Origin of the sequence: Spirosoma sp. KNUC1025, from assembly GCF_045160025.1 — a bacterium.
Lineage (GTDB): Bacteria > Bacteroidota > Bacteroidia > Cytophagales > Spirosomataceae > Spirosoma.
Window position 1 is genome coordinate 143882 of sequence record NZ_CP087140.1, and the last position, 15556, is coordinate 159437.

A 15556-nucleotide genomic window follows, 5' to 3' on the forward strand; every position below is an offset into this window, starting at 1 on the left:
CGATACGGGTGCATTAAGGTTCGCTACAGGTGGTTTCGTGAGTAGTGAACAAGGCTTTGAAGGCTGCTTCCATCCGGTCATTGCCTTCAACATACGACACCGCCGGCCGGGTGTGGTTCCACCAGCCGTAGGCCATCAACTCCACGCGGGCCAACTGCAAGTGGTTGGCGGCTTTGACTTTTTTCCTGAACGCTTCGTCCAGTTGCTCGGGCAGACCGCTGTTTTTTTTCTGTTCCTCATGGAGCCGTTGCCAGGCCGTTAACAGGGCGGTTGTATCGTCGGTCGTTAAGGCATTCACGTAAGCAGCCCCCGCCGAATCATACCGGCTGTAACGCAGTACTTCCGGTTTCGTATAGGCGCTGATGGCTAATTGCTTGAGCGCGTACTCCGCTTCCATCGCCCGTAGTCTCCGCTGCTTGAGCTGCTGCCAAAAGGGTATATTAACGGGCGTCAGGTTCTGGAGGTGCGTTCGCATCTGCTCATAGTCGTGGCGGAGTGCATCAGCCCGCAAGTTGGGCAGTTCGTCAGGGGTGGCTGCCACCGCCGGTGCTTCCAAATACCAGTTGTCTAACCACAGGGCGTGCGTAGCCCGGAGTTGCTCTTTCGTGTACCGGTCGGGATGATACGTACTGTGGTAGTCGCATAATTCGGTGGCCCACGTAAAGATAGCCGTGTCTTTTTTCGGTAAAGGCCCGGCAGCGCCGTCGGTACGTCGCCCGGTTTGCTGCGAACAGGACAGTGCAGCCAGCAGAAATAGCAACAGGAACAAGGAGCGTTTCATAAGGCTGAGATTAGCTTTTGTTAATGGACAATGGCTATCTGCGGCAAACTAACCTGACTAAACTGACGGAGCATGATTGACCGGTTGGCCTTCAGCGCAGCTAAAAACGGAGTAACCTCGCCGTCGTACCCTCGGGTGCTTACGCCAAACAAAAGCACCGCTGGCTGTCCTGATTTGGTCACGACTGTTTTGTAGCGGTACACGTTCCGTTCAACAATCCGGATCCGTTTTCCATCGGGGGTATTCTGACTCAGCAGAAAATCGAGCAAGTACTCTCCATTTCGTTCAAACACCTCATAGCTGACCAGCGGATTCTGTTGTTTGAGCCGTTGCAGCTCGTCAGTCTTAGTTCGGACTACATCGCGAAGTTCAACCGGATTCGTGATAACGTCCACTAACAGCATGGTTTTAAACTGCTCAGGCTTATCTCCGGCAGCGATGTATTCCTGCTTGTAGAAGGTAGCAGAAGGGTGAGCCGTCCAGGCTAACTGGTAAGCGTTATCCGCAAACCGAATTGGCCCCGGAACCCCTAAGTAATCTTTGGGTGGTTTACTGGGTTGCCCAAACCCCATGCCTGCGGCAAAGAGGGTTTTCAGCAGCACGGAGAAGAGGAGATTGGTTGTCATTGTCAATGGTGAATGAGCTTGTTTGTAAAGCTTGTCGTGGTGTTAATTATGGCACAAGAGCGGTTGCTTAGGGCAAAGGTGGTTCGGCGGCCCGCCCGAAACCAAAAATTAGGCATTGAATGACGCAGGGTGGGCCATGAACCGCTGACGTTCCGGCACCAATCGTTGGCCGGTTTGGTGGCTTTGGAACCGCGACGTTCCTAACAGACCCCACTACACGGTCGTAACGGGGTCGCTGTGGCCGGGCACTACGCCGGTTCGAGGCTTATTACTCCACCGGCGAGTTTATTACCTCATAGGTGTGCTGCATAGGTTGACCGGTTTTGTTGGTCAGCAGGTTCGTCGTTGCCCGGGTCTTGATATACCCATCCGGGTCAAGGGTGTAGTCGAGTCTGAAGTCCGACGTTGTTTCGCCCGTTAGTACTTTGGTGGTCTTCTCGCGTTGAACCAGGAAGTTGCCCGACTTGCCGAAAATGGGCAGGTAACGAAAGTAATGGAAGTTCAACAGACTGACGTCGGCGTAATGACCCAGCTTGTTGGGCTGAATCGAGCCGTTCGCCGACTTGTAGCTCAGGATCGTTTCCTCGTCCATCTTACCCTTCCGGAAAACACGTACCCGGCTGAGCTGATCCTGTTCATCGTACAGCAAACCCCAGAAAAGCTGAATCGCCGGTTGCGAAACGGCCATCAGTTGGCCCTTGGCATTGTAGGTGTACTGGAAGTAATGGGTGCCGTCCGGTGCCGTCAGAACGAGCCGCTGGCACACGCCTTCGGCATCGAGCAGGTAGTAAAGGGTCCATTGGGTGGGCTTGCCCTCAAAAATACCTTGCAACCGGATGCCTTTAGCTGGTTTATAACCGGGGTAGAGGTCAGCTGCCGAGGCAGACAGATACGTCAGTTCAGCATTGAACTGGCCCGACGTATAGGTTTTTAACCGACCGTCGGGAGCGTAGCTAAGCGTAATGCCGCCGTCGCTCAGCAGCCGTTTCTGGGGTCCGGCGATTATGTGACTGGGGGCCGACAGGCGAGCGCCGGTCGGGGTAGCCTGTAGAATAATGGGTTTAACATCAGCCTCTTTCTGGCAGGCGGTCAGGCCCGCTACGGCGACCAGGACAAGCGAAAACAAGATGCGTTTCACGGGTATGTGTTGTTTGAATTTGGTTGAAAAAGTGAATGATGGGGTTGTCATTGCTGCGCCCGCAGCAACGACGGTTTACTTACCGATGGGCGACAAAATGGGCGGAATGGCTACGAACTCGAACGGGGTTGAATCCTGATAGGCGTGGGTCGCTCCGTCGTAGCGGTCGCGGGCCGTTACGTAGCCGTCGATGTTGAGCTTGTACTTGTAATACTCGTTCGTCGTCAGCATGTTGTTGACCACCACCTTCTTTGAGCGTACTAAGTACTTGCTGAATTCGCCGAAGACGTTTAGGTACGGGTCCATGTACTCCGCGTTGATGTCGGGATTTAACTCGTAGAAGTCAATCTGCGGGGCACCGGCGTAGGGCTTGTCGTAGGTGAGAGTCGTCGTCCGCGTTAATTTGCCTGAGTGGTCGTAGTACTTGATCTGGCTGAGGTTATTGTTTGCATCGTACTTGAACTCGTATTTCTCAAAGCTGTCATACGTGTCGTTCGCCATATGACCTAATCGGCCTGTTTCCGCATAAGAGACCAACGAATATTTTGTAGTGAAGTAATTTGGCTGCTTCGTCTTCGGGTGAAAGCCGAGAAACCGGCTGTACGTTAGGTACGAACAACGGCCCGTGGGCGTTAGCTCGTAATCGACCCTACTGGCCACAAGGCCACCGCGGGTAGTCGTCGAGTAGCAATGACCGGGCTTGTATTCGAACGTCGTCACTGAAGAGCCGTCGGTCACCTGAGTCAAGCGGTTCTTCTCGTCGTAGGTCAGCGTGCGGTTGCCGTGCTTGATGAGCCGGTGGGGCGTGGTCAGAGGCGGCATGTCGTCGGCTTTGGCCGAAGCTGTAAGCACTTCAACACCAGTGGCCGGGGTTGGCTGAACCGAGTCAATAACGGCGTTTTTGTCGCAGGACGACAGGCCCACCAATGCGGCCAGGGTAATGAGCACCAATGCGTGTTTCATTTGTACGTGTTGTTTGTGTCGGAAAAAAAGTGAATGATGAGGTAAATATCTGGCCCACCGTGGGCTGATTGACGGGGCAAAGTTGAGCCGCCCACCAAGCTGGGTTCAAGAATTTTACCCCCAACCGCGACCCCGAGCCAACGAATCGTCGGCAGGCGGCAACGAATGGTCTAATTGGGATAAAAATGTCCTTGTAAGCTCAGGAAAGGCTAAAATCAGCGAAGTAATTGGAGTGAAAGGCAGGCCACTTCGCAATTCATCAGGCTTTCTGCGTCGTCTGTTACGAATAAATTACCCCTCGGTGTATCTTCTTTGACGAGGCCGGGCCGCATCCATAGTTTTGGGCCGTAATCACGTAAACAACGCAACGACTCATGACTATTGAACAAACCCGATTGGTCCGCAGGAGCTTCCTGCTCCTTGCCGACGTAGCGCCCGAAACCGTTGGGCGCGTATTCTACCACCGCTTATTCGAAGTTGCCCCTGAGGTACGTCCGCTGTTCAGCCGGACGCCCCTGCCCGAGCAGTCGGTCAAGCTGATGACCATGTTGACCTACGTCGTCAGCCGACTCAACAATTTGGACAGGATTGTGCAGGACGTAACAGCGCTGGCCCGGCGCCACGAGCGCTACGGCGTACAGGAACATCACTACGCTTACGTCGGTCAGGCCCTGCTCTGGACGCTTGAACAGGCGCTGACATCAAACTGGATGCCCGACGTGCGGGACGCCTGGACGGCCTGCTACACACTGCTGGCAGAAACAATGATGGCCGCCACGCGCCCGGCCATCGCCAGTACGCACCCGTCGGAATCTTATCCCATCAGCTATGCACCCGGTTATTAAAATCTTCTTCTGCATCCCACTACTCATCAATGCCCTGATTAGCTTGTTTTATTTCGTGATGACCTTTTGGTCGCTGCTGTTCCCGCCAAGTGCATACTATACAACCAAGAGCGGCCTTATTTTCCTGCTGGGATGCGCTGCCATACTAACTACGTTGGGGTGGGCCTACAATCTGGCCATCGTGCAGGATAAAGCGGGGCCGGGGTTCACATTCCTGGCGCTGTCCTATCTGCTCTGGCCAATCGTGCTGGTAATCATGTTGCTCTTTAGCGACGGGCGGTGGAATTAACGTTTCGTTTACAACTCGAAAACTCATTTAACCATGACATTCCTAAAAATCTGCTGGGTCATCAATGGCTTCACGCTGCTGCTGGCGGTTTTCTTTTTCCTGGACGGACTGCGCAGCGCCACCAACGACGACTATTTCAGTGTATGGGCACCCATCTTCGGAACGCTTCTGGTGGGTCTTCCCATCAGCTATTGGCTTAACCAGAACGGTCAGTCAACGCTGGCTACGGTGCTGGCCAGCATTCCGGACGGTTTTGCCGCCCTGATCGGTGCATTCTTCCAACTCATGGGTCTGGTCATCCTGATTAGCTTTATCTCCGGAAAACCCGTTCGCTGGAATTAACCTGAATCACGCCGATAACCATGCTTCGTCTCTGCTTTCTTATCGACACCGTTGCCCTGCTCGCTGGCCTTTACGGGTTTCTGACCGGTCGGCTGCCGGCAACAACCCCGACTATTCTGGTCGCCGTGTTTGGCTTTATCGGCATCAACATGCTGCTGGGGAGCTTCTTCAGCTATCGAAAAACCAGTAAGTGGCTGGCCAAATCGGTACGGGTTACCGGTGAAGTAATCGACCACGCCGGTAAAGAATCGGTCGATAGCTTCAACCGGGACGAGCCACATTACGATACCGTCTATTACCCCGTCGTTCGCTACCGAACGCAAACGGGGCAAACCGTTACGTTCACCTCATCGGTGGGGTCGTCGCAGCCCAGCCATTCCATTGGGCAGTCGGTAGGGGTTGTGTATCTACCAAATGAGTTAGAAAAGGCCGAAATAGACGAGTTCATGAGCCTCTGGCTGGTGCCTGTTATCCTGATGGGCATTGGCTTTCCGATGCTGGTGGCTTCGTTGGGCATTGCATTTTCTGTTGTGAAACCATAAAACTCTCTATTAAAATCATGGAATCGAACCCCCACGAACTCAAACCCTATCTATACCGTGTCCTGGCAGGAAGATTATGAAAAAGCGGCTCAGCAAGAGTACGATCTGTATAACGCACAATCTGTTGCGGCCATCCTCAACCGCATCGAGCGGGGCGAATACGGCGTGTATAACATGATTTGGTATACCCTGGCCGAGGAGGCTACGCTGCCACAGGCAGGCTGGACGCTGTTCCGGGTGCTGCAACGCGACGAGCTTGATTACCTTATCCGCTGCAACTGCGCCGAGGCTCTGCTGCAACTGCTCGGCCGTACCGACGTGATGCTGATATTGAACGAAGCCGTCAACCTAACCAGCGGCACCCCCGCCAAGCGACAGCCGTACCTGGCGGTCCTGCAACAGGAACTGACCGAACGGCTAGGCGCAAAACCGGCTTAAGGAGTTTGAAGCATTAGTATATGTTGCGTCAGCCGATATGTCGGACTGAACCCTACGTCTGTAGCATAACGGGTAGCCTGTGTATAGCCCTGTCCCGTCAGGGTCACAACAACGCAGGCCATCATTTGAGAAAGACGCTGGTGTTAAAACCGTCACTTGTGCTGGTTCAGCCACGCATCGACTTCGTCGGTAACAGGGAACTTGACGCCTTTGAACCGGTCGTCGGTTGGCGAGGTCTTCAGGGCCTGGGTGAGTTTGCGAACAGTGGGGCGGAAATCGACATGCTGATGCTGAAACTGCCCGTCAATGGACCGGAGCGCCTGGCTGATGCCGTAGGAATCGAAGCTCCAGGATTGCAGGTTATTGCTGTTTTTTATTTCGTAGGCGACTGTTTCCGCCAGCCAGCCGATGCTGTGGTTCAGGGCCTCGGTAAACTCCCGCGAGCGCGTGACCTTGTTGCCATCTAAGAAATAATACACCTCCCGGTAGGCATTCCTGTTTTTCAGCAGCAGTAAGATTTCCGTTTCCCAATCGGGATGGGTTTTGATTTTGGTGAGGGCTGCCTGACGAACATCATTCTGTTGAAATTGATTCGTGTGTACTAATAAGCCGATGATGGGGTCTTCGGGCTTCTGCGAGGCAATAAAGTCCAGGGTTTGCTGGTGCCATTGGTCCTTCTGCTGTTGCTGTCGTTCCCATTCAGCTTCCGACTGCCTGACTGAGTCCCGCAAGTGCCCCACGGCCAGTCCGCCACAAAAAACCGCGCTGATAGCCAGCCCAGCAAAGAAAGGAGCCTTTAGGGCAATGGGCGAAAGACTTGCCTGCCAATGGGTGTTAAGCGACAAAAAACAGGCCGCTAACCAGAGCAACGGAAGCCAAAGTTGACCATGCCATACGGCTAATCCGTGCAGAAACTGGGGATAGGTGTTGTCGTCGTTGCTGTGCCACTCCGACTTAAACAAAGCGCAGAAAAAGGTCGTCATCACGACGCACAACCAGGCTGCGAATACCGTAGCCGTGCGTCCGCCTGCCTCGGCACCAACCCAATAGAAGCCGCCCCTGGCAGAAAGTGTAATCGTCAGCGCTAAACTGCTGACCCCAAACCCCAATCCTAAGAAGGCCAGCGCCAGACCGTACCCCATGGCATTGTCACCACCAGAAGCCGGTTTAGAGACCGTCTGTAGCGCCAGACCCACGTAGAACAAAATACTGAATGCGAAAAAGATATAGCCAGGCATGATCGTATAAGTTATACCGACCAAGTTGAAACCGTGTGTGCCGTCCACAAAAAGAAATACGCTTACCGACGCAGAAACGCAGATGAATAGTTGCCAACGGCTCATGAGTTGTTTTTGGCCAGTTATAAGAGCGGCACTTTCACCGTAAAGTGAGTGTCCGTTTCGCTGACGTCGATTTCGCGGTGGCTCAGGTAGTGATACATCGACTTCAGGCTGGCCAGCCCCTGCTTGTTGGAAGTCTCCACGAAGCTTTTCGTCTGGAGGTTGTTTACGATGCACAAACAGTCCCGCTCGGGATAAATCTGAATCACCAGCGGGCTATCTTCGTCGATGGTATTGTGCTTGATGGCGTTTTCGAGGAGGTTCTGAATCGTGACCGGTACAATCAGGCGGGTGCGGTAGTCGGCGGGAACGTCCATTCTGATTTGCAGGGCGTCGTCAAAGCGCGACTTCTGAAGGTCGATGTAGTGTTGCACGAAGGTCAACTCATCGTCCAGTGTGACGAGTTCCTTATCTTTGTTTTGCAGGATGTAGCGATAAATAAGCGACAACTTACGCAGGAACGTGGAAGCCTCGCGCGGGTTGATGTTGATCAGACTGTTGAGGGAGGTCAGGCTGTTGAACAGAAAGTGCGGGTTGAGGTGATTAATTAGGTTCTGGTACTGAATCTCCGATTTGTCGCGAGCCAGCCGGGTAGCCTGCACCTGTAAATCATGCACCTGCGCGACCTGTTCAGATCGGTACCATAGAAACCCGACTACCAGCCCCAGCAGAATAAACCCCACGCAGGCCCAGAACCAGACGGTCCGGTAAAATAACGTGTCGATATGAATAGCTAAACTGCTGACGGGCGTTTCCCGGCCATCGGCCGCCACGCCCTTTACGGAAAATGTATAGTTACCACCGGGTATCCGGGTATACACCGCGTAGGCAGCATCATCAGCCTGCTTCCAGTCATCGTAGCCTTCCAGCCGGTACTTGTACCGAAAGGGCGTTTGGGACGCGGAGGTTAAAGCCGCAAAATGCACCGCAAAACCAGTTTCTTCCGCCTTCAGGTTAACGCCGGATAGGCCGCTGTGGTTGAGCCACGTAGTATCGCCTATGCTGACATAGCTGACAAGCACTTTGTTGGGAAACCCCGCTGAGCGATTCGCCAGTTTTTCCGGAAAAAACTCGACCAAGTAACCCCGTAATGCCCCAACAATATGGCCATTTCTCAACGAGAACAGCCGGTTATCGTAGTTGGTACTACTTTCATTGAAGGGCAACGTAAAGTTGGTAAACTGCCTGGTTTGGGGCGTGTAAACAGAAAACCGGTTGTAAGCTCCGACCCAGACGTGGCCGTAGCGATCCGGCAGGGCGGCCCCGCAGTGGTCATAGACCAATCCTTCGCTTTCTGTTAAGCGCTTGTAGGACCGGCGCTTCGGGTCGTACTGTAGAAGGCCGTACCCACCCGACGCCAGCCAGAACAGCCCCGTCGAGTCCTGTTCGCAGGAGGCTATCGTATTATTGATGGCTTGGTTGTAGTTGTCGTCGGGCGGTGCGTCAGCAGGGATGAACTGGCCACGTTGCTGGGAAAATCGCACGAATCCGTCGGTATTCGTGTGCAGCCACAAGCCGCCCCTGCGGTCGAGCTGAATAGCGCCGAACTTCAGTTTTCGATTATCGATGGCCGACGCGACCGGATAATTACGCCATTGGCCAGTCCGCAGGTTCTGGCAGTAAATCTGTCGGCTCTGGCCCCAAATCCAAAGCTCATCTCCCTGCAAAAGAAACGCGTGCATCAGTCGCTTGTCGGCCGTCACAAACGGCGGGGTAGGTAAGGTGGTAAACTGCCCGGTTCGTTTGTTGAACCGAAAGAGTGCGTTGTTACCGCCCAGAATCAGGTCATTTCCGTAGGCCATGATGCTGACGACGGTGGAGCCGTATCGATTAGCGGCCGTCGCGTTCGGCAACTTGTGGATTGATAACCGGTTGGTTTGCGGGTGATAGTGCAGCAGCCCGCGCTTGGCCGTGCCGAGCCACCACGAACCATCCTCCTCCTCGTGGAAGGCGATGATGCCCTGTTCGTCGCTCACGGTCGGGAACAGCGCATTGATGTTGTGAACCGCGTAAAACGTCTGTTTTGGGTTGGTGATGGAAATGCCGTTGACGGTACCCAGCCAAATCGACCCGTCGGGGTGCTGCCAGCCGGCCGAGAAGAACGTACCCGCAATGGATAGCGGATTCGTATCCTGGTGGAGCAACGGCCGAACCCGGTAGGTGCCGCCTTCCACAAAGAACAGGGTGTTGCCCCACGTGCAGACCCACAGGTTGTGCTGACGGTCCACGTAAATATGATTTATCTCCGGCGGGTCGCTATCCGGCTCGCGAGGGGTGACGAGCGTTTTGACAACCCTCCCCCGGCGTAAATCAAAGATGACAATGTGCTTCTCGGTCTCGTCGGAAAAAATCAACTGGTCGCCGTCGCGGGTTAATGCCGTGATAGTGTGGCCTTTGTAACGGTTCAGTGCCGGAGCATCGACGTATTCATAAAACTGCTTCCGGTTCTTGTCGAAATACCGAAGCCCTTCTTTTTTATCGGCCACCCACAGCCCATCGCTCAACGGATCATCTAATAAAGACTGCCACCATATCTGGGTTGAAACCGTCTGCAAATCATCTTTCGGGTTGAAGGAAAACCAGGACATGCATTCGCTTTTGGGCCGGTAACAAAACAGCCCGGCCCGCGTGCTGGTAAACCAGATATCGCCCTTGTTGTCGCATAGAATGTTCGAGCACACGCCCAGCGCCCTGCCCTGCACGTTCTGCCAGGACCGGAACCGACCGGTGGACTTCTCGTAGCGGCTAACGCCCGTTTCGGTTGTCACCCAGATATTGCCGTCGAGGTCTTCGCAGAGCGCCCATACCGTATTGTGCGGCAGCGAGTTGGCATCGCTCCGGCGGTTTTTGAAATAGATGAAATTTGTACCATCGTAGCGGTTGAGACCGTCGAAGGTGCCGATCCACAGAAAGCCGTCGCGGTCCTGCAAAAAGCAACTAACCGTGTTGAATGATAGCCCGTCCTTCTCCTGAATGTGTCGGAACTCGAATTGGGCCGGGCCGTCCTGACCATTCAATACCCCGGTCCAGCCGACGAGCCAGGTCAGAAGTAGTGCCCGCATCCAGCCGACGATGTTTATTTTTCGAGCCATTTCTTGAACGAGGGAGCTTTGTCGCGGCTGATCTCAATGTCGAACTGGTGATTCGGTACTTTGAGCTTTAGGTTGAGTTTGAGATTGGCCATCCCTTTCACCTGTTGCACGGCGTCGATGTTGACGATACACTGCCGATTAGCGCGGTAGAACTGGTTGGGGTCGAGCAGTAGCTCAATCTGGTCAAGGGTATCGTAATCCAGAATGTACCGTTCGTTGGTATGGGTGATCATAAAATTCAACTGGTCGCGGGTGAAGTAAGCAATGTCCGACACTTTGATAGGCACCCAGCTATTGCGGGCGTTTCCCAGAAAATGCTCCTTATACGACGAGCGGGGGCTGGTCGGCGCATTGATGGCTTCCAGCAGTTTTTGTACGTCGAGCGCCACATTGGATTTGGCCCTAACCAGCGACTGCGCCCGGCCAATGGCCTGCTTCAGTTCATCCCGGTCAACGGGCTTCAGCAGGTAATCAATACCGTTGACCTTGAAAGCCTGAATGGCGTATTCGTTGTAGGCCGTCGTGAAGATGATCGGCCCCGAAAGCTGAAACTGCTCGAAGATGCGGAAGCTGACGCCGTCGGAGAGCTGCACGTCGGCGAAGATCAGGTCGGGTTCGGCGTTTTCGGAGAACCAGCGCAGGGCGGTTTTCACGCTACCGACCGTGCCGATGATGTTCAGGGCGGGGGCTACCTCGGCGATGCTGGCAGCCAGTTCGAGGGCGACTAATTTTTCGTCTTCAATAATCAGAGCGTTCATGGCAGGAAAGGTGCTGATAAGGAAGCTTAAATTTTCCATTTTTCGCCGTCAACTGCAAGGATTTGGCTACGAACCGTCACGAGAAAGTAATGAATGACACAGAAACGGCAGTTAGTCGTAAGCCGTTGTCCCCGCAGTTAAAGCAAAAGAGCAAACGGTTAAAGGCCTAAATCACGCGACTCGTATCTAAATTTTTGGAATAGGTCGCTATTCGCTGGTCTTTTGTGCCGGCCTATAACGCAGACACCAACGCATTCATGACGGACCAACAAATTCAAATCGTAAAAAAAACCTGGCGGCTGCTGCGGGGCGTTGACCCGCATCTGCTGGGCGACGTGTTTTACAGACGCCTGTTCATGGAATTTCCTGGCGTACGTCTGTTGTTCAAAGGACCCATGGACGCTCAGTACGAAAAGTTCGTGGCTATGCTCAGTTTCATCGTCGCCCGCATTGACCGTCCCGACGCTCTGTTGGATGAAGTGGTCGACCTGGCGAAGCGCCACGAAGGCTACGGCGTCAAACCGTTTCATTACCAACTGGTGGGCGAAGCCCTGCTCTGGACGCTTGAACAGGGCCTGGGCCGCGAATGGAACGAAGAGGTACGGCAAGCCTGGCGGGCGTGTTATGATTCTTTAACGCGGTCTATGCTGGGGAAGGAATAAGCGCACGTCGCGTTAGCGACCTAATGTTTATCGCAATTACTACTTCGTTCTATTCTTTGGTGCTACGCAACGATGGGCTGGCTCGAACCGCTTCTTAAGCCCCTTCAGCAACTACTTCCAGTTTAGCGATCATGTTGATTATCTCGTCACTATCAATCTGCCGGACGCTCGCGTAGTGAATCCGCACAGGCAGGCCGTCGCGGATGGGATACTCGACCGGCTCAACGTTGGTAAAACCGGCTGTTTGGCTGCGGTTATACCAGAACTCGGTCGTGCCTACGCGAAACGCTTCCTGGCTGTGATGTATATTTTTACCGTCGTGACGAGTTGTCCAATCCTTACGCCAGTAACCCCAAACGCTACCTTCTACCACCTTCATAGGTCTGGAAGTTAAGTAGTAATAGTTGAACGCCTGAATGCCAACGGGCAAAACAACGAATGAAACAGCGAAGACAAGGGCCACGGATCGGTGAAAGCCCGCACGGGTGTAATAGGCCATGAAAGCTGCCGCAATGGCTAAGCCAAAAGGCAGCACCAGCGACCGCCAGTCCATGACCGGCTGAGTCTGGAGATCGTAGATGGTGGTATAGCGCATACGTCAGCGATTGTTTAGGGAGCCGTTATACTGTTCAGCCATCAGAAACAGATACGCCAGCAGCGTTATGTTGGTCTGCACGAATGTTACACCCACCAGCAGTAGGCTTTTCCACCAGATGGCGTTCCCCTGAACGGCGAACCAGATGGCCCCGCCGAGGACCGGATAGGCCAGTGCATACAAAATCAATGCACCGAAGACGAATAGCCCCTGCCACGAGTCCGGTAGCAGCGAATACGTCAGTCGAGTCACCACCAGCGACCCTACTGTTAACCCTAGTGCGTAGAGGTTCCAGTCGTAAAATTTCATGGCTATTTATGGGAAGTCGGTTCGTCGGCCGTCAGGCTGGGTGTGTAGCCTTGCAGGGCATTGTGCTTGCGGTTGTCGGCCTCGGCGGGCGTGAGGACCTGGCCGTTCCAGAGTGCGGATTCCCAGTCGCCGTAGATCGCATTGGGTAGAATGATGAACCGGGTGCCGAACTGTTCGTGCTGGTCGGCCACGAGTCGGCAGCGCTGGTCAGCGTCCTGCTTGTAGAACATTCGGTCGAAATCGTTCAGGTTGTCGCCCACCAGCATCACAATCTCGTGCGTCTGGCCCACCGCCTGCCGACGCGGCTCCTTATCCGCCGTTTCGCCTTTCATGATGACGTGCCGGGTGTCGGCCTGCGGAAAACCGGCCGTCAGCATGTTTTGGATGGTAGCCGGTAGTTCGTCCTGGCTGCGGTTGCTGATGTAAAAAACCTGCACGCCGTTCTGAACTGCGTACTGAAAGAACTCAACCGCACCGGGCAGGGGCTTGGCGCGGGCCTGAGCCGTCCAGGCTTTCCAGCTTTTCTCGCTGTAGGTCGTGTGGTTCAGCAGGTCCTGCGCCTGCTGGGGGCTGTTGTCTAAGATGCTTTCGTCAATATCGGTAATAATGGCCAGTGATTTAGTCGGTTTGGGATTTTGACGTAACGTCTCGGCCAGTTGCAGTTTGGCCAGCGCAAACGCCTGGTAGCACAGGGCGCGATACTCGCCCGAGCGTTGCTGCCAGAGCACGGCGTTCAGGCTGTAATCCAGGGTGGTGATGCTGCGCGAGGTGCTCTTGTGCGTCACCGTCGTTGGTAGGGCGTATTGGCCATACGCCGAAAAGGCCACGTTACCGGCAAGCAGGAGGAAGAGGAAGGTTTTGTTCATGGGATTGGTTGTTAAGATAGTTCTTTTGAAAGGAGGTAATGGTTATAAATTCAGCACCCAGTCGCTCACTTCCCGGAGCGTACCCGAGAACGACCGAAACGGGTTGGTGGCCGTACCCTGATCGGTAGCGGCATTCAGCACCAGCGCGCAGGAAACACGGCCCGGATACTTAGCGACCCGCATCGCGACGGTCTGGTCGTCCAACCAGTTCACGGTAAAGGTTGACCAGGCATCACCGTTCAGGCTGAATAGCGTAGCGTCGTCGCCCACCCGAATCAGGTGCGGCTGCTCAATCCAGTGGCTCATGCGTACTTCGTAGCAGCTAAAAGTAATTTTGTAGGCGTGGCCAGGGGAGAAAATGTCGTCAATCACGGTGATAAGTGTATGGGAAGGTAAGCATCAGCGATCCGAATAACCCTGCATCCCCTCGCCGTAGATGAACACAAAGGCTAACAAAGCCATGAGCCCAGCCGCCAGCGCCAGCAGCACAGCCAGTAAACCCTGCCACCAGGCCGTCGTGGTTAAGCCAGCGTACCCAAACGCCCGGATGACGGCTACTCCCGAAACAATCATCGCAGCGATGTACAGCAGGAAGCCAATCCAGAACGGCTTATCATCCCACGACGGCGGCAGAAAGCTGTAGCCCAGCCGAACGCATAGCCAGGAACCCAGCGCAAGGCTTATTGCAACCAGACTTAACAGATAGGTATTCATGAGTATAGCGTAGTTGAGGCATTAAAACGGCTTATACCCTTTCACATCCTGCTGCAATGAAGCCAAAAACCCTTTCAACTGCTTATCGAGTTCGGCATACACTTCGGGAGCCTTCTGGCGGTAGGTCTGGGGCGAAATGGGCTGCATCCTGCCGTTGTCGTCGAGGTCAATGCGGGTGATGGTGGCCCGGTATTTCCGGTTAGCGCACTCAATCACCAGCAGACAGCGGTAGCGATGGAGGCTACCCGCCGAAGATGCCGAACGGGGGAGGATTATCATCGGCCTCAGGCAGCCCGCCAGATCGCCGGTTTGTGGGTCGCTGAGCAAGAGCGATTCATCGGCCGCGGCCTGCACGAGCCACAATCTGGCCCTACGGAATAAATCGAGTTGCGACGCATTGCCACAGTCCACAACGTCGGTGTAGGATTCCCCTAAATTTGTCATGATTGGTTTAATTGACGTGACTAATGAAAGCGATTTTGCGGGCGGAGTTGCCAGCGCAAACGACGAAAGCATGAAGCAGGTGGCTAACCCCGTGATGCGTAGATTTTTCATTGGTATGAGGTGTTTACTGGTCAAGCAGAGAATGGAGTGTTGCCCGCCGAACAGGCGCGTTGACAGGCGTCTGGTTCGTTCCGACGGGTCAAAACTGGCTAAACCGGCCCGGTACTTCCAACAAAAACTACCTGAATGCCGCATTTGGGAAAAGCAGTCGTCGGTAGCGGGCGATGAATCGGTTGCGTACCGGTTTGCGCTCCTGGGTTGGCCCCGCTACCTTTGAGCCGTTTCGTACAAGGTAGCCTTGTTTGCGGTATCCGGCTCTCCCAGTGAACGTAAAGAATTGGCTGAGCGGGCAGCGGGCAAAATCATGACCATTTGTCATCAGCACTCAAATGGTTATATCGGCGACTTGTAACGTCACTTTGCAATGAGCGATGCATAAAGTCGGCCAATGTAAAAGAGAAACAGCGCCAGCTGGCTAACGATTTTTTTTGTATAAACCGGTGATTTAGTCGGTACACTATCCTGAATCAAAAAGCCGCGTCCAGGTCCTATTGGCGCGGCTTTTCAGGTTACTGATTTAATCGGGACAGTTGGTTGGAATCGGATGGCCGAAGCTAGGGAATAAAATTTTAGTTTCATTCCCCATTCACATGCATGCTGGGCAGCACTGGTCGCAATCGGAGGTTTTTCTGAAAATTTTTAGTTTATGCTTTAATCGCCACAAATCATTCATTGATAGCATATTATAGGAC

20 protein-coding genes are annotated in these 15556 nt (G+C 54.0%); 6 read left to right on the forward strand and 14 right to left on the reverse strand.

Features of this window, described 5'->3' with window-relative positions; genetic code table 11:
- Nucleotides 1-13: 13 nt before the first annotated feature.
- From LN737_RS31465 to LN737_RS31480, 4 genes are all read right to left on the reverse strand, one after another.
- Nucleotides 14-781, reverse strand: a complete 768-nt coding sequence (locus LN737_RS31465; RefSeq protein ID WP_231779978.1) for a hypothetical protein — start codon at nt 779-781, stop codon at nt 14-16.
- A 20-nt stretch (nt 782-801) separates the two neighbouring features.
- The gene (locus LN737_RS31470) at nt 802-1407 is read right to left on the reverse strand and encodes a hypothetical protein (protein WP_231779979.1); all 606 of its coding nucleotides are present in this window, start codon (nt 1405-1407) and stop codon (nt 802-804) included.
- Nucleotides 1408-1675: 268 nt separating this feature from the next.
- On the reverse strand, nt 1676-2545 hold the full coding sequence (locus LN737_RS31475) for a hypothetical protein (RefSeq protein WP_231779980.1): 870 nt from the start codon (nt 2543-2545) through the stop codon (nt 1676-1678).
- Between the two features lie 75 nt (nt 2546-2620).
- Nucleotides 2621-3508, reverse strand: a complete 888-nt coding sequence (locus LN737_RS31480) for a hypothetical protein (protein WP_231779981.1) — start codon at nt 3506-3508, stop codon at nt 2621-2623.
- 374 nt (nt 3509-3882) lie between these two features.
- Here LN737_RS31480 and LN737_RS31485 point away from each other — a divergent pair, with 374 nt between their 5' ends.
- Genes LN737_RS31485 through LN737_RS31505 form a run of 5 tightly spaced genes read left to right on the forward strand, consistent with a single transcriptional unit; the run spans nt 3883 to nt 5964 of the window.
- The gene (locus LN737_RS31485) at nt 3883-4353 is read left to right on the forward strand and encodes a globin family protein (protein WP_231779982.1); all 471 of its coding nucleotides are present in this window, start codon (nt 3883-3885) and stop codon (nt 4351-4353) included.
- Nucleotides 4337-4642, forward strand: coding sequence for a hypothetical protein (locus tag LN737_RS31490; protein WP_231779983.1), 306 nt, complete (start codon nt 4337-4339; stop codon nt 4640-4642). The genes LN737_RS31485 and LN737_RS31490 overlap by 17 nt, the downstream gene beginning before the upstream one ends.
- 33 nt (nt 4643-4675) lie before the next feature.
- A complete protein-coding gene (locus tag LN737_RS31495; RefSeq protein ID WP_231779984.1) occupies nt 4676-4984 on the forward strand; it encodes a hypothetical protein in 309 nt (102 codons plus the stop codon).
- Nucleotides 4985-5004: 20 nt separating this feature from the next.
- Entirely contained in the window at nt 5005-5526 is a 522-nt protein-coding gene (locus tag LN737_RS31500; protein ID WP_231779985.1) for a DUF3592 domain-containing protein, read from the forward strand.
- A gap of 57 nt (nt 5527-5583) precedes the next feature.
- Entirely contained in the window at nt 5584-5964 is a 381-nt protein-coding gene (locus LN737_RS31505; protein ID WP_231779986.1) for a hypothetical protein, read from the forward strand.
- 152 nt (nt 5965-6116) lie between these two features.
- Here LN737_RS31505 and LN737_RS31510 read toward each other — a convergent pair whose 3' ends face one another.
- The 3 genes from LN737_RS31510 to LN737_RS31520 form a co-directional block, all read right to left on the reverse strand.
- The gene (locus LN737_RS31510) at nt 6117-7202 is read right to left on the reverse strand and encodes a hypothetical protein (protein ID WP_405520628.1); all 1086 of its coding nucleotides are present in this window, start codon (nt 7200-7202) and stop codon (nt 6117-6119) included.
- A gap of 122 nt (nt 7203-7324) precedes the next feature.
- On the reverse strand, nt 7325-10396 hold the full coding sequence (locus tag LN737_RS31515) for a two-component regulator propeller domain-containing protein (protein ID WP_231779988.1): 3072 nt from the start codon (nt 10394-10396) through the stop codon (nt 7325-7327).
- On the reverse strand, nt 10381-11154 hold the full coding sequence (locus tag LN737_RS31520) for a LytTR family DNA-binding domain-containing protein (RefSeq protein ID WP_405520630.1): 774 nt from the start codon (nt 11152-11154) through the stop codon (nt 10381-10383). The genes LN737_RS31515 and LN737_RS31520 overlap by 16 nt, the downstream gene beginning before the upstream one ends.
- 257 nt (nt 11155-11411) lie before the next feature.
- Here LN737_RS31520 and LN737_RS31525 point away from each other — a divergent pair, with 257 nt between their 5' ends.
- The gene (locus LN737_RS31525; protein ID WP_405520632.1) at nt 11412-11816 is read left to right on the forward strand and encodes a globin domain-containing protein; all 405 of its coding nucleotides are present in this window, start codon (nt 11412-11414) and stop codon (nt 11814-11816) included.
- Nucleotides 11817-11910: 94 nt separating this feature from the next.
- Here LN737_RS31525 and LN737_RS31530 read toward each other — a convergent pair whose 3' ends face one another.
- From LN737_RS31530 to LN737_RS31560, 7 genes are all read right to left on the reverse strand, one after another.
- A complete protein-coding gene (locus LN737_RS31530; RefSeq protein ID WP_231779991.1) occupies nt 11911-12411 on the reverse strand; it encodes a hypothetical protein in 501 nt (166 codons plus the stop codon).
- 3 nt (nt 12412-12414) lie between these two features.
- Nucleotides 12415-12720, reverse strand: a complete 306-nt coding sequence (locus LN737_RS31535) for a hypothetical protein (RefSeq protein ID WP_231779992.1) — start codon at nt 12718-12720, stop codon at nt 12415-12417.
- Nucleotides 12721-12722: 2 nt separating this feature from the next.
- Nucleotides 12723-13586, reverse strand: a complete 864-nt coding sequence (locus LN737_RS31540; protein ID WP_231779993.1) for a 5'-nucleotidase, lipoprotein e(P4) family — start codon at nt 13584-13586, stop codon at nt 12723-12725.
- 42 nt (nt 13587-13628) lie between these two features.
- A complete protein-coding gene (locus tag LN737_RS31545) occupies nt 13629-13958 on the reverse strand; it encodes a hypothetical protein (protein WP_231779994.1) in 330 nt (109 codons plus the stop codon).
- A 27-nt stretch (nt 13959-13985) separates the two neighbouring features.
- The gene (locus tag LN737_RS31550; protein ID WP_231779995.1) at nt 13986-14300 is read right to left on the reverse strand and encodes a hypothetical protein; all 315 of its coding nucleotides are present in this window, start codon (nt 14298-14300) and stop codon (nt 13986-13988) included.
- A 21-nt stretch (nt 14301-14321) separates the two neighbouring features.
- On the reverse strand, nt 14322-14855 hold the full coding sequence (locus LN737_RS31555; protein ID WP_405520635.1) for a DUF4468 domain-containing protein: 534 nt from the start codon (nt 14853-14855) through the stop codon (nt 14322-14324).
- Nucleotides 14856-14982: 127 nt separating this feature from the next.
- Nucleotides 14983-15183: a hypothetical protein gene (locus LN737_RS31560; RefSeq protein WP_405520637.1), complete on the reverse strand. Its 201-nt coding sequence runs from the start codon at nt 15181-15183 to the stop codon at nt 14983-14985.
- Nucleotides 15184-15556 lie beyond the last annotated feature (373 nt).

Excerpts from the sequence above, each read along its gene's own strand:
- LN737_RS31500 (WP_231779985.1), top strand. The coding sequence starts at position 5,005 with ATGCTTCGTCTCTGCTTTCTTATCGACACCGTTGCCCTGCTCGCTGGC.
- LN737_RS31555 (WP_405520635.1), bottom strand. The coding sequence starts at position 14,855 with ATGAAAAATCTACGCATCACGGGGTTAGCCACCTGCTTCATGCTTTCG.
- LN737_RS31530 (WP_231779991.1), bottom strand. The coding sequence starts at position 12,411 with ATGCGCTATACCACCATCTACGATCTCCAGACTCAGCCGGTCATGGAC.
- LN737_RS31470 (WP_231779979.1), bottom strand. The coding sequence starts at position 1,407 with ATGACAACCAATCTCCTCTTCTCCGTGCTGCTGAAAACCCTCTTTGCC.
- LN737_RS31465 (WP_231779978.1), bottom strand. The coding sequence starts at position 781 with ATGAAACGCTCCTTGTTCCTGTTGCTATTTCTGCTGGCTGCACTGTCC.
- LN737_RS31515 (WP_231779988.1), bottom strand. The coding sequence starts at position 10,396 with ATGGCTCGAAAAATAAACATCGTCGGCTGGATGCGGGCACTACTTCTG.
- LN737_RS31495 (WP_231779984.1), top strand. The coding sequence starts at position 4,676 with ATGACATTCCTAAAAATCTGCTGGGTCATCAATGGCTTCACGCTGCTG.
- LN737_RS31525 (WP_405520632.1), top strand. The coding sequence starts at position 11,412 with ATGACGGACCAACAAATTCAAATCGTAAAAAAAACCTGGCGGCTGCTG.
- LN737_RS31480 (WP_231779981.1), bottom strand. The coding sequence starts at position 3,508 with ATGAAACACGCATTGGTGCTCATTACCCTGGCCGCATTGGTGGGCCTG.
- LN737_RS31560 (WP_405520637.1), bottom strand. The coding sequence starts at position 15,183 with ATGACAAATGGTCATGATTTTGCCCGCTGCCCGCTCAGCCAATTCTTT.
- LN737_RS31490 (WP_231779983.1), top strand. The coding sequence starts at position 4,337 with ATGCACCCGGTTATTAAAATCTTCTTCTGCATCCCACTACTCATCAAT.
- LN737_RS31535 (WP_231779992.1), bottom strand. The coding sequence starts at position 12,720 with ATGAAATTTTACGACTGGAACCTCTACGCACTAGGGTTAACAGTAGGG.
- LN737_RS31550 (WP_231779995.1), bottom strand. The coding sequence starts at position 14,300 with ATGAATACCTATCTGTTAAGTCTGGTTGCAATAAGCCTTGCGCTGGGT.
- LN737_RS31520 (WP_405520630.1), bottom strand. The coding sequence starts at position 11,154 with ATGAACGCTCTGATTATTGAAGACGAAAAATTAGTCGCCCTCGAACTG.
- LN737_RS31540 (WP_231779993.1), bottom strand. The coding sequence starts at position 13,586 with ATGAACAAAACCTTCCTCTTCCTCCTGCTTGCCGGTAACGTGGCCTTT.
- LN737_RS31485 (WP_231779982.1), top strand. The coding sequence starts at position 3,883 with ATGACTATTGAACAAACCCGATTGGTCCGCAGGAGCTTCCTGCTCCTT.
- LN737_RS31510 (WP_405520628.1), bottom strand. The coding sequence starts at position 7,202 with ATGCCTGGCTATATCTTTTTCGCATTCAGTATTTTGTTCTACGTGGGT.